Annotated in this window: 12 protein-coding genes; all 12 read right to left on the bottom strand. The window is 45.1% G+C overall.

The annotated features are described in order from the left end of the window. Nucleotides 1–85: 85 nt before the first annotated feature. Nucleotides 86–2,236, bottom strand: a complete 2,151-nt coding sequence (fdhF, locus tag L7A31_RS14130; RefSeq protein WP_237362414.1) for a formate dehydrogenase subunit alpha — start codon at nt 2,234–2,236, stop codon at nt 86–88. An 8-nt stretch (nt 2,237–2,244) separates the two neighbouring features. Continuing rightward, entirely contained in the window at nt 2,245–2,799 is a 555-nt protein-coding gene (locus L7A31_RS14135) for a 4Fe-4S dicluster domain-containing protein (protein ID WP_237362415.1), read from the bottom strand. Between the two features lie 280 nt (nt 2,800–3,079). Beyond that, a complete protein-coding gene (hycI, locus tag L7A31_RS14140) occupies nt 3,080–3,538 on the bottom strand; it encodes a hydrogenase maturation peptidase HycI (protein WP_237362416.1) in 459 nt (152 codons plus the stop codon). Next, entirely contained in the window at nt 3,535–3,966 is a 432-nt protein-coding gene (locus L7A31_RS14145; RefSeq protein WP_237362417.1) for a formate hydrogenlyase maturation HycH family protein, read from the bottom strand. Before L7A31_RS14145 ends, hycI begins: the two co-directional genes overlap by 4 nt. After that, the gene (locus L7A31_RS14150) at nt 3,953–4,768 is read right to left on the bottom strand and encodes an NADH-quinone oxidoreductase subunit B family protein (protein ID WP_237362418.1); all 816 of its coding nucleotides are present in this window, start codon (nt 4,766–4,768) and stop codon (nt 3,953–3,955) included. The genes L7A31_RS14145 and L7A31_RS14150 overlap by 14 nt, the downstream gene beginning before the upstream one ends. Next, nucleotides 4,765–5,346, bottom strand: coding sequence for a formate hydrogenlyase complex iron-sulfur subunit (locus L7A31_RS14155; RefSeq protein ID WP_237362419.1), 582 nt, complete (start codon nt 5,344–5,346; stop codon nt 4,765–4,767). The genes L7A31_RS14150 and L7A31_RS14155 overlap by 4 nt, the downstream gene beginning before the upstream one ends. Nucleotides 5,347–5,357: 11 nt before the next feature. Then, nucleotides 5,358–7,097: a hydrogenase large subunit gene (locus tag L7A31_RS14160; RefSeq protein WP_237362420.1), complete on the bottom strand. Its 1,740-nt coding sequence runs from the start codon at nt 7,095–7,097 to the stop codon at nt 5,358–5,360. Between the two features lie 17 nt (nt 7,098–7,114). Next, nucleotides 7,115–8,698 (bottom strand): hydrogenase 4 subunit F, encoded by a 1,584-nt coding sequence (locus L7A31_RS14165; RefSeq protein WP_237362421.1) that lies wholly within the window; start codon nt 8,696–8,698, stop codon nt 7,115–7,117. A 4-nt stretch (nt 8,699–8,702) separates the two neighbouring features. Beyond that, nucleotides 8,703–9,350, bottom strand: a complete 648-nt coding sequence (gene hyfE / locus L7A31_RS14170; protein ID WP_237362422.1) for a hydrogenase 4 membrane subunit — start codon at nt 9,348–9,350, stop codon at nt 8,703–8,705. Nucleotides 9,351–9,360: 10 nt separating this feature from the next. Then, complete coding sequence (locus L7A31_RS14175; RefSeq protein ID WP_237362423.1) at nt 9,361–10,800, bottom strand: hydrogenase 4 subunit D; 1,440 nt, start codon at nt 10,798–10,800, stop codon at nt 9,361–9,363. A 12-nt stretch (nt 10,801–10,812) separates the two neighbouring features. Continuing rightward, entirely contained in the window at nt 10,813–11,766 is a 954-nt protein-coding gene (locus L7A31_RS14180) for a respiratory chain complex I subunit 1 family protein (RefSeq protein WP_237362424.1), read from the bottom strand. Further along, on the bottom strand, nt 11,766–13,796 hold the full coding sequence (hyfB, locus tag L7A31_RS14185) for a hydrogenase 4 subunit B (protein WP_237362425.1): 2,031 nt from the start codon (nt 13,794–13,796) through the stop codon (nt 11,766–11,768). Before hyfB ends, L7A31_RS14180 begins: the two co-directional genes overlap by 1 nt. Between the last annotated feature and the right edge of the window lies 1 nt (nt 13,797).

Here is a 13,797-nt window from a genome sequence, read left to right on the forward strand (position 1 = left end):
TAGCTCTCTATATTCTAGAGCGTGTTGAGGCCTAATAAAAAGGCTCTTTACCCGAGGATAAAGAGCCTTTCTTGGCCTAGTTTAATTAAGCTTGGTATTGCTTAACTTTAGACTTCAAGCGAGCTTTCATATCACTGTACTCAGTTTGTACGTAATTTTCAGCCCAATTTTGGTCTTCAATGGCTTCAATCTTAACCGCACAGTATTTGTATTCTGGCGTGCTTGAGATTGGGTCAACGTGCTCAATGGTTAGCTCGTTACATGCTCCAATCCACCATTGGTAAGTCATGTAAACCGCACCCTTGTTGATACGTTCACTGCAACTTGCACGAGAGATAACTTTACCACGGCGAGATGAGATCCAGATCAGCTGCTGATCTTTGATGCCGAACTTCTCGGCATCAGCTGGATGCATCTGAACGTAACCCGGCTCATCAGCCAGCGTTGAAAGTGCTGCACAGTTACCTGTCATTGAACGACAAGAGTAGTGGCCCACTTCACGAACAGTAGAAAGTACCAACGGATACTCTTCGTCTGGTTGCTCTAGTGGTGGACGCCATTCTGCAGCAATCAGCTGTCCCTTACCTGAAGGAGTTGTAAACTTATTGCCTTCAAACAAGAATGGTGTGCCCGGATGATCTTCTGTTGGGCAAGGCCACTGAACAGACTTCAACCCTTCCATCTTCTCGTAAGTCGCACCAGCGTATAGTGGAGCCAATGAACGCAACTCATCCCAAATTTCTTGAGTGTTGTTGTAGTGCATTGGGTAACCCATACGAGTTGCCAACAAGCTGAAGATTTCCCAGTCTGGCTTCACGCCTGCTGGCGGATTAATCGCTTTATAGAAACGTTGGAAGCCACGGTCTGCGCTTGAGTACACACCTTCATGTTCACCCCAACTAGTTGCAGGGAAGACGATGTCTGCCATTTCAACCGTTTTGGTCATGAAGATATCTTGAGCAATAACTAGCTCCATCTTCTTCAAGGTTTCACGAAGTGCGTTCAAGTCAGCTTCAGTTTGCGCTGGATCTTCGCCAAAGATGTAGAAAGCTTTACATACGCCTTCATCAACTTTGTGGCCGATCTCTGTCAAACGGTAACCTGGGGTGCCTGAAAGTTTCACGCCCCAAGCGTTTTCAAACTTCTCACGAATCGCATCATCTTGCACAGACTGATAGCCTGGGAACTGATGAGGTAGCATGCCAAGGTCACACGTACCTTGTACGTTATTTTGACCACGTACAGGACCACAACCTACACCAGGACGACCGAAGTTACCTGTTAGAAGTGCTAGACCCGCTAGTCCGCGGACTACGTCTACCGCTTGACCGTACTGAGTTACACCCATACCCCAAAGGATCATACCTTCTGGAGCTTCGGCATATGTACGCGCAGCAAAGCGTACATCAGCAGCAGGAACGCCTGTGATGTGCTCAACTTTCTCAGGAGCGTAGTTAGCAACAACCTTACGGAACTCTTCAAAACCTTCTGTATATTTCTCTACATAAGACTTATCGTAAAGTTCTTCTTCAATCATTGTGTAAGCAAGTGAGTTGACCATAGCCATGTTAGAGCCATTATTTAGCGCTAGCCATTGGTCAGCAATACGGGCAGATTCAACTTTACGTGGGTCAACCACGATGATCTTCGCGCCGTTTGCACGTGCTTTTAGAATATGTCTTGCTACAACTGGATGAGAGTCAGCCGCGTTGTAACCGAAAACGAGTAAGCATTTAGTTTGTTGAATTTCGGGAATGGCCATGCTCATTGCACCATTACCTACTGTTGTCTCCAGACCGGAGACTGAAGGAGCGTGTCACACCCTTGCGCAGTGATCGACGTTATTCGTCCCTATGACCGCCCTTGCTAACTTCTGCATAACGAAGTTTGCTTCGTTACCAGGTCCACGAGCTGAGCCCGTAGTCATGATCGCATCAGGACCGTACTTGTCTTTGATTGCCATTAGCTTTTCAGCGGCAAAATCTAATGCTTCATCCCAAGATACCGCTTCTAGCTCAGCATCTTTTGTACGACGAATCATTGGGCTTTTTAGACGTGGAGTCAGCAAGTTAGTGTCGTTTAAAAAGTCCCAACCATAGTAACCTTTTAGACACAACTGGCCTTCATTAGTACGACCTTCAAGAGGCTCTGCACCAACGACCTTGTTGTTATCAACAACTAGATTCAGTTTGCACCCTGTTCCACAGTAGGGACAAACCACTATTGATTTCTTCATTGCTCTACTCACTTACCTAGACCAATAACAGCGGCACTAGCAGCAGCTAATTCACGCTTTTGTTGGCTGGTTTGTTGAATTTCTTGAGGCTCAATTAGGCTGATTGCTCCCGTAGGGCAAACTTGCGCACATGCTGGGCCTTCTTTTCTATGAGAACATAGATCACATTTTAATGCCTGTGATTTTGGCACTTTTCTTTGGAACAGTGCAGAACGCCCTGTATCCTCAGTAACCATTTTCGTCACGACGTCCATCGCACCGTAAGGGCATGCGATAGCACAGGTTTTACAACCGATGCAACGAGACTGAATCACTTTAATATAACCATCTTCATGAACGATGGCATTGTTCGGGCAAACTTGCGCGCAAGGAGCGTCATCACATTGACGACACATCACAGGCGTAGTTACCTTCGCATTCTTCACCAATTGTAAACGTGGGGCGAAATCATTTGGATCGTTTAACGTTCCAATGCCTTCGTCTTGGTGAGAGATCGCACATGCCAGTTCACAAGTTCGGCAGCCAATACATTTATTAGCATCTGCAAAGACAAATCGATTCATACGATACCTTCTTGTGTCGATACACTAGGGTCTGTATGGGTTTCCTTTCGAGTCTAATTTGTGGAAATTTTCAAAAGGTTTACAGGCCCTAAGCTACATTGCTCTATATTCAAAACTTCAATTCGATTTGGGCTCTTAAAGTAAAACCTATTCGAATGTAAATTTCTGGATAGGAGCTATCTCTTACTTCTACTCGATATCAATTCATTGCTTCCATAAATCGACATCAATTTTATAATTAAATTATATTTTTTATACACTTACAAAGTGTGGGTGTACTTTAACAGTGCTCGAACTCACTGTCACCTTTCCAGTTAGGTAATCGGGAAAAAATGGTGTTAACCGCGTCCTTTACCATATCTGTCATAGGGAACGAAAAAGCCACCGCGGCTGGCTGAATACCAACAAAAGTGACTTCTGGAACGAATGTTTTTAACTCGTCAATAAGGAAGTTAAGCGGCAGACTGTGGGTCGAAACCATAAACATATCATCGATAACATCTGAGCTAATGATGCGAATTTCACCGGCTTTTTCACCAAAATCGGCGGCATCAACCACCACCACTCGCTGTGGTTGACGGTCACGCACTAAGTGCAGCGTATCTTCAGGCATAGTTCCACCTTCCAATACTTCCCAGTTCTCAACAGGGTTTTCACGACAAAGCTTAGCCAGGTAAGGCCCCGCTCCGTCATCACCCATCATTGAGTTACCTACAGTTATCAATATGTTACCGCTCATTGACCACCTCGAATCATCAGATACATATTTGGCTCTTTATGTATCGCAGTTAAGATATCAATCAACCCTTGAGTCAAGTATTTTGACTTCTCTGATTGTTTGTTAGTGTCGATTTTATCAAATGCAAGTGCCAACATATTGATGTGTTCGGGGTTTATGGTGATTTCTCCAAAAACCAAGAACCCTTTCATCTTGTTGTAAGCTTCACTGCCTTCTTCTAGAGCGCTGAACCACTCTAGATACTCTTCACCACTACACTGCATTTCAGATTTTAGGCAATCGACCACCCCAAGGTGGTGGCCGATGGCTAAGCTGTAATACATGATGTCTTTCGCTTCTTGAGGCATTTCGCTCTCATCAACGAACTTACGGCTCAGACGATAAAAATTAACGCTACCTTCTAAATGGCGAGACTTAGCTACATCCATTACAAGCTCCAGCGGGGCTTCCCCCCATTAGTTGCTGCATGACCAAACGCATCACCTTGTTCACGATTTCAGTCAAACGTGGGTCATCCTTAGAATCTAAGAACGCTTTAACACGTTCGTCGACGTTATCTGCATCACTGCCCTCTAACACATCCATTAGATCGTTAGATATTTTCTTACCATGACGGTAACCAGCGAGTAAACGTGTCTCTTTTTCAATCAAAACACGGATATCCAATGGAATACCTGTATGACGTAGACTTGCTGGTTCTTTCTCTACATCATGCTCTTTAGCCTTCATTTTTTGGCCTAGTAGACCTAGTGCTACCGCCATACCGTAGATAGTCGCAGCTGGCGTAGGAGGACAGCCAGGAATATAGACATCGACAGGCACAATTTTATCAGTACCACTCCAGACACAATAAAGGTCGTGGAATATGCCACCATCACAGCCACAAGCACCGTAAGAAACTACGATTTTTGGATCAGGTGCTGCCTCGTAAGCACGTAACGCTGGGCCACGCATCGAACGAGTTACCGCGCCAGTAAATAATAAAATATCTGCATGACGTGGGCTTGCTACGACTTTAATACCAAAACGCTCGGTATCGTAAATAGGTGTCGTCGCTGCGAAGATTTCGATTTCACAAGCGTTACAACCACCACAGTCGACACGATAAACATACGCAGAACGCTTGATATCTTTCAGTAGCGACGCTTTTAACTTTTCGTGATGAGGAGATACTTCAACTGGCACTGCCTGAGTATGGTTTTCTCCAGCTAATTGCTTAAAGCCTTTCATGCGCCCTCCTCTTCTGTAACGACAGGGATTTGATCATATTTTGAGATATAGCGATCACAGGTAACGTTTTTGTCATCAAGCATGTTTGCTTTGCGACGACACTCTGGACACGTGCTTAACTGGCGCTTACGCATTTCCAGCTGTGCGCCTGTCAATCCTGCTTGCTCTAGAGAATCAAATGTGTAGTTGAGAAGTTTCGTTGCCACAAATGGACGCTCGCACTCAGTACAATTAGATAAGTTAAACTCTGCGTGCTCATACAAATCAGCTTTGTTTGTTACAGCAAGTTCAAACTGATCTGTCAGTTCAATTGCATGTGTTGGGCACACTTCTTCACATCGGCCACAATAGATACAACGAGCAATAGAAAGTTCCCAACGGCGAGTGCCGTTTTCTTCATCAGTTTCCATAATCAAAGCGTTTGCTGGGCACGCGCGAGTACACGCACCACAAGCAATACATTGACTGGCTTTTAGTTCAGGCTTACCACGGAAATCATCATGCACTTCAAACGGTGCAAATGGGTATTTAGCGGTAGGATCTCCGGTTTTTAAAACTGTTTTCAGTAACTTAAACATGGCGACCTCAATTAAAATTTCACCGGTGAGTTTTTACGGCTCACACTGTATTGCTCAATAGCTTTGTATGGGATGGTCTTACTGCGTTTCTTCTTGGTATCCACAATCGTTACACGGTCGGTACATGAATAACATGGATCAAGGCTACCGATAATGAGTGGCGCATCTGCCACAGTGTTACCACGAAGCATATAACGTAGCGTTGGCCAGTTTGCGTAAGTCGCGGCACGACAACGCCAGCGATGAAGTTTTTGGTTGTCGCCAGTCATGCTCCAGTGCATGTTTTCACCACGTGGTGCTTCAGTGAAACCTAGTGCAAATTTGTTTGGCACATATTGGAAGTCTTCAGTAAGGATTGGGCCTTCAGGAAGGTTATCTAAACCAAACTCAACCATGTTAAGCGAATCGAACGTTTCTTTAACGCGGATTAGAACACGAGCTTTTACATCGCAAGTATCCATAAACTGCAGATCCATTGGCATATCTGAGTAGTTAGTCAGGAAATCGCCATGCACAGAACGCACATCACGCTCAAAACCACTCGCACGAATTAGTGGACCAACCGGGCTGTAATCACGAGCGATTTGCTTATCTAAGATACCTACGCCAGATAGGCGGTGATCAATATTGGCTGTAGATAGCAGTACATCTACCAGCTCAGAGAACTCTTTGCGTACTTTGCGAACAATTTCGATCGCACGTTTGCGCTGATCTTTTAGGAAGTCACGACGTACACCACCGATCAGGTTCATACCGTAAGTTTTACGAGCACCTGTTAGGATTTCAGCTAGTTCCATTGTCTTCTCACGAACACGGAAGAACTGCATGAAGCCAGAGTCAAAACCAACAAAGTGGCTTGATAAACCGATGTTCAGCATGTGACTGTGTAAACGCTCAACTTCCAACATTACTGTACGCACCATCTTCGCACGCTCAGGAACTTGAACGCCTAGAGCGTTCTCAACACTGTTAGCATAACCGACACTGTGTGTAAATCCGCAGATACCACAGACACGGTCAGCTAGGAAAGCGACTTCGTTGTAACCCATACGAGTTTCCGCCAGCTTTTCCATGCCACGGTGTACGTAGAACATGCGGTAGTCAGCATCAACAATATTTTCACCATCAACAAACAGACGGAAGTGTCCCGGCTCATCACTGGTGATATGTAGTGGACCTACAGGGACAATACGGTTTGAGTCATCACCAAGCTCGTTGATGAACTCGTAGTTTTCTGTTTCTGTCGTCGGCTGTGGACGCTGACGATAGTCCATTGCATCTTTACGCAATGGGTGTAAATCTTCTGGCCAATCATCTGGCAAGATTAGGCGACGTTCGTCTGGCAAACCGACTGGCTTAAGACCGTACATGTCGCGAATTTCACGCTCACCCCAAACAGCAGCTGGGATATGCGGAGTAATAGAAACGAACTCTTGAGACTGAGCGTCAACCAATACTTTTACAACAACCCAGCTCTTAACAATTCCTTCCATCGAAAGCGCGTGGTAAACACCAAAGTGGCCATTGATGTTGCGCTCATCATTACCGAAAGAAACCGTTAACCAACCTTGCTGGTCGTAGTATAGCCATTGCATAACCTCGACAAGCGAGGTCATTTTTACCGTAATGGTGACCTGATTTTCAGTCTGCCATTCTTCATCTAAGATTGCAGAAGGAAACAATTTACGCACGCCTTCAACGTACTGTTTACCAATTTGGCGTTGCGAATGATTTGTTTGTACACTTTCCATTCAACATTCTCTCTAAATTAATGCGTAGTATGAGTAACAAGTGTTGACACGTCAGTGTTCGGAACCACTTGCCATGGTAAATGCAATGACTGCAATACAGAGTAATTTGGTTTGTTAATCACCACTTGCGCCGCGTGATCGACACCTTGCAAAATGACCTGTGGGATGTGTGTACCCATCAGTAACATGAAGGCGATTAGCACAACCAATGGTGCAACCGTTAACACACCAATCTCACCTTTCTTCATACCTTCAGGTGCTTTACCAAGTACAGTCGAAGCAACCATACGAGCTAGACCCGCTAGAACAATCGTTAGAAGTAGCAATAAGACAATAGTGAGTACTGGATGCTGAGCATAAATGCCAGAACAGATAACCAAGAACTCACTAATAAATAGGTTAAACGGTGGAACACCGCCTAGTGCCATCGCACCAGCACCAAACAGAACACCAGTCCAAGGCGCAACTCTTACTACACCTTTAATCACATTCATGTTACGTGAGCCAAATTTAAGCATCACGTTGCCCGCACCACAGAACATCAAGGTTTTACCTAAGCTGTGGTTGATGACATGTAGCATGGCAGCAAAGATACCCAGTGGACCTAAACCGATAGCAAAGGTAATCAAACCCATGTTCTCTACACTGGAATACGCTAGTAAGCGTTTGATGTCTTTTTGAATCAGGATAAACAGCGCAGCAACACCAACAGATAGCAAGCCAAAAGTTAGCAACACTCCGTTAGTAAACGCACTGCCTAACACTTCATTACTAATGATGAAGAAACGAATAATAACCAGCAAAGCACAGTTCAACAGGCCCGCAGATAATAAGCCAGATACTGGACTTGGCGCTTCCGAGTGCGCATCAGGTAGCCAAGTGTGCATTGGGAACAGGCCAGTTTTGGTGCCAAAACCGATGACAACAAAGATAAAGCTAATTTGAATTAAGCGAGGATCTAACAGGTGTGCATGATCACGAACTGCTGTCCATAGTAGTGCTTGGCTAGGATCGTTAAAGACTGCTACCGCGTTAGCGTAAGTCAGCACAGTACCGAATAGACCAAATGCTACACCAACAGTACAAATCATGATGTACTTCCAAGCCGCCTCTAGAGAAGAGCGTTTGGTATAAATACCAACAAGGAATACAGAGCTGATTGTTGTTGCTTCTATCGCAACCCACATCATGATGATGTTATTAGCACTGATGGCTAAGATCATCGAAGCAAGGAATAGATTGTAAAGACCGTAGAACAGTGAAACCTGACGGCCACTCACTTCTTCATGCTTAAGTTCGTAGCTGATGTAACCTACTGCGTGTATACCAGTAATCAGTGCGACAACGCCTAACACCGCCATAAATAGTGCAGATAAACCATCTAGAATAAGCCAGTGGCCGCTAGACAGTAAGCTACCGTGATCGATGACTTGCAAGCCCAACCAACCTGAAATCAGGAAGGTCGCAACAACACTAACGAGGTGAATAAGTGATGCTACTTTATGCGAACGACCACAGGTCGCCGCGCCCAAAAAGCCCACAGCAGAGGCAATCAAAGGAATGCCGATTAAATAAGGGAAAACAGTATCCAATGTAAGCACGCCATTACCCCTTCAAATCTGTAAGTTGTTTAACATCTAATGTGTTGAGCTTTTTATAGATCAGCTTGGCCAAAATAATCATCACAATCACAGCAAAAATTGCATCAACGGTAATGCCCACTTCCATTAGGTGTGGCGCTCGATGTGCCAGCAGCGCTAATGTGAGCGATGACCCGTTTTCCATCAAACAGTAACCAAAGACTTGTTTCAAAATATTGCGCTGGGTCACTATACATAGCAATCCGATAAAAAAATGTGCTAGAGAAACAGCTAAAACGAACTTAAGTGATGAAACCATAGGCAATGCCACCGGTTTAACCACGTAGAAGGCCACTAAACTAATCACACCAACTAGGATTGCGATAATGACAGGATGCAGTGCTGACTGCTCTGCCACTTCATCACGCATATTGCGGAACAAGTAAAATAGTAGGCTCGGTAGCAACACTACTTTGGTAATAAACGCTGAAACCGACCACTCATATAAACTATGAGCGTTGTATTGGTCAGCAATTGCTACAAATAGAAAGATTAAAACTAGAGACTGAAGCGCGTATAACCACGCTGCAGTTTGTGCTCGACGGGCGATGACAACGAAGAACGATGTCACAACCAAGACGCCAGCTAAATTATTGATTATTAGATTATCCATGAGCGTAACCCTAGTGAATCCATGCTGATGCAATAACGCTGGATAGTACCGACATTGCGATCAACACGATCAATGTGAATTTCATCGAACCTGGAAGTGGAGACATTTCTTTCACCGCTTCAGATGGCTCACCGACAACTGATTTACCGAACCAGTACAGTAACCAACCAAACGTTGCAACAGACTCAATCAACGCAAGCACGATGATTGGCGTTAACCAGCTATGCTGAGCCGATAATTGGAAACCTGCTTCGATAAGTGGGAACTTACTAAAGAAACCATTGAAAGGAGGTACACCCGCAATCGCCATTACAGCCACGCAGAAACCTACACCTAATAAAGGCGAGCCTTTCATAATGCCAGTTAGCTTAGGTAGCATGCGAGTACCACACGCGTAGCTTAGAGAGCCAGCAACTAGGAAGAGTAAGCTCTTCGCGAATGCGTGGTTAAAGATATAAGTTACGCCACTTTCCAACGCTAGGTTTGAGCCAAGAGCAGCAAAAGAAAGAGCTAAGAAGATATACGCAAGCTGGGCAATCGTTGAGTATGCTAATAGACGCTTCATGTCCTTTTGTGGCAAGTACATAACAAAGCCGTAGAACATGGTGATAATCGCGCCGATAACACCAACGATACCAACGATTTCTGGGATTTGACCACCAGATAAAATCGCACGAGCAAAGATATACACACCCACTTTAACCATAGAAGCGGCGTGTAAATACGCGCTCACTGGCGTTGGCGCGTTCATCGCATCAGGTAGCCACATTTGCATTGGCAGTTGAGCTGATTTACCCCAAGCGGCAAACATGATTCCGAACATCACCATGGTTTTCACAGCAGGGCTAAGAGAAGCAATCGCTGTTAACTCAAAAGTACCTGTGTTCACAAACAGTAGTGCTGCTGCCAAGAACAAACCTAGTGAAGCAATATGAGTAACAATCAGGGCTTTAAGCGCTGACTTATAAGCCACTGGCGTTTGGTAGTAACTGATCAAAGACCAAGAACAAGCACCTGTGATTTCGAAGAACAATAGCTGACCGAGAATCGTTGAAGACAGCACTAAACCAGCCATTGCACCGATAAAGATCAGCAAGAATGCGTAGTAGCGTGGCTCACCCTCTTGAGGATGCTCTTTGTTGCCTTTACTCATGTAACCAAGAGAGTAAATCGCAACAATCAAGCCAAGCCCAACAACGACAACCGCAATTAACGTGCTGACTTTATCTACTACTAAGCCAAACAATTGAATGTGATCGATACTTAGTAGTGAAATCGTCTCTGACGCACCGCCTTCAGCAAAAAATTTATAAGCTAGCGCCCATGTGCCTAGCGTTGCAATTGCTGCGAATAATTGGCAAACCCACTTCGCTGATTGACGCGGAACCAATAACGTGAGGATGGCACCAACGAATGGGACCAAGATAGTAAATAAACCTATCATCTCCATAGTTTTATCGCCTTACAGTCCAGTGATGTAAAAGGCTAACGCTAAAACAGCAAACGCAAATGCTGACCAGGTTAGACGATTAGTATTTAAGAAACGTACGCGCGCCATGCTGTTTTCAATTAAACCCGCAAGGAAGAAAACAACAAAAAGCTTAACGAACAAGATAAGGGTCGCGAACAGCAAGCCGGTGAAAGATAAGGTAACCACCTTACCCCAAGGTACGAAGATAGCTAAGAATAGCTGTGCCACGACAAGTTGCTTAAGGCCTAAACCCAACTTAACCATTGCTAGGCCGTTACCAGAGTACTCAGTTACTGGACCTTCTTGTAGCTCTTGCTCTGCTTCTGCCGCATCAAATGGGAGTTTACCCATTTCAACGAACACAGCGAATGCACATGCGATACCTGCCAAAATGACTGGAATTGGATGAGCGGCAAACATGCTAACCATACCTTGGCTGATATAACCAAGGTCAGTAGAACCGACCACCATTGCTGCAACAAAAATCGCAAGCATGAACACTGGCTCAACTAGCACGCCAAGTGTCAACTCACGTGCACTACCAATGCCTGCAAACATACTGTTACTATCGATGCCAGAAAGCGCAAAGAAGAAACGGAAGATAGCTAACAAATAGATATCAGTGATCACATCGCCTGAGATTGGAAACGGTGATGTTTCTGTCACTGTTGGCAATGCCATTGCTATCAAAAGCATAGTGACAATCAGTACCCAAGGCATGATCCAGAAGATCACACCTGCATTTGCTGGCGCTACAGATTGGCGACGCAAAAGCTTAATAATGTCACGGTAATCCTGAAGAATACCAGGGCCCTGACGAGAGTGGATTTTCGCCCTAAGTACGCGAGAAAAACCAGTCACAAGTGGTGCTAACAGTAGCATAAGTACGGCTTGCACTACGGCGAGTGTTATCCAGCTTGCGCTAGGCATATGTAATTCAGGCATTATTTCACTCCTGAGCTAATTGGCAAAATCAATAAAACAATCAGAGCGACAACGATGTACAAGCAGTAGAGTCTGAAGTCTCCGCTTTGCAATTTAGCAACTCGATTACTAATACCTAAAACAAGGCGGCAAGTTGGCTCGATTAAATAACGGTCGAAAGCAGATTCAGAAGCAGAAGCCGCAGACGTTGTTCCATCTAGCGTACGCTTCATCCAACCACTTGGGTCAAGCTGCTTACGTAGGCGATAAACTGGCGCGAACATATGCTTAAGCGGCTGAGTAATACTGCCCGCAGACACTGTCATGCGCTGTTCATAAGCGTAACCACACGCCCATGGGTCACCACGGTGACGGCGCTTCAGACGAGCACCTCTAAACAGGGCAAGAATCACTGCTGGAACGATAAGCAGAACAAGCAAGCTGATAGCAATAACTGGCGTCGAAAGAATCGCTTGAGATGTTGATACTGGGTGCAGAGCAAAACCATCTTGTACAGTGATTGGAGAGGCTTGAAGCACAGCTGTTGCAACATTTGAAATGTGAGGTGCAATCCAAGGAGAACCTACACCTAGAACGATACAAAGAACCGCTAAGAAACCTGTACCTGTAAGCATTGGCCAGCCAACTTCTTTTGCGTTCGCTGCAGCTTCAGTTCTTGGCGTACCAGAGAAACAGATACCGTACACTTTAACGAAACACATACAAGCTAGTGCACCAGTGATCGCAAGCATTACCACACCAAATGGACCAGCAATTAGCATCGAAACATCACTCTGGTGGCTCATGCTAAATAGTGATTGGTAGATAAACCATTCACTGACAAAGCCGTTAAGTGGCGGTAGCGCAGAAATCGCCATTGTACCAATGAGGAAAGCGATTGCGGTGTAAGGCATAAGCTTAGCCAGACCACCCATGTGCTCCATATCTTTTGTATGAGTGCGGTAAATAACTGAACCTGCGCCCAAGAACAATAGACCTTTAAACACAGCATGGTTAAGCAAGTGGTATAGCGCACCTAACAAGCCAAGAGCTGCGAATATAGGATGGTTAGTCGCCATACCGATCATTGCAACACCGACACCCATTAGAATAATGCCGACGTTTTCTACTGTGTGGTAAGCGAGTAGTCGTTTGATATCGTGCTCAGCTAACGCGTACATAACCCCTAGCACAGAAGAAACCGCGCCAAATGCTAGAACAACGTATCCCCACCACGCTTCACTACCACCAAGGAACATGACGCCCACTTTGATGATACCGTAGATACCAATCTTAACCATCACGCCAGACATAAGTGCAGATGTATGCGAAGGTGCCGCTGGGTGGGCCATTGGCAGCCAGCCGTGCAGCAAAATCATACCCGCTTTGGCACCGAAGCCGAAGAAAGCAAGCAAGAATATTACTGACGCTTCCCAAGTAGGCAGATGCAAGTGATAGAAGTCTGCGAAGTTTACTGAACCAGATGCTCGATATAGCATGAAGAAGGCAATCATGATTAAGATTGAGCCTGCATGCGCAATAAAGAAGTAGTTCAAACCAGCTTTAACACTCTTACCCGACTGTTCAACCAGTACTAGGAAGTAAGATGCCAAAGACATCATCTCAAAGAATACAATGAAGTAGAACGCGTTGTCCGAAACAACCAGAAGTACCATTGAAGCAACAAACAAGTTTAGGAAGAAGCAAATCCCCCACCCGCCTTTGCCTAGGTATTCCTTCATGTATTGAAGAGAATAGATTGAAGACGCGATCACAATCAGTGAAATCACCATAACCATAAAGGCATTCAGTGCATCCATACTGATCAAGAACTGCGCGAAAGAGAAAGGACTATATAACTCGGTGTGCCAAGTTTGACCACTTGCAAGCGCGTAACCCGCACTCGCTACACCAAGAATGCCCCCAATGGTGGAGATGACACCTGTTAGGCTCATCACTGCTTCTTCTTGCTTACCACTACCCAAAAGAGAGATTAAGCTGGCAACAAGATAACAACCGATAGATAAAGCTAAAAGCTCTAAAGGACTCATA

Source organism: Vibrio marisflavi CECT 7928 (assembly GCF_921294215.1).
Taxonomy (GTDB): Bacteria; Pseudomonadota; Gammaproteobacteria; order Enterobacterales; family Vibrionaceae; genus Vibrio; species Vibrio marisflavi.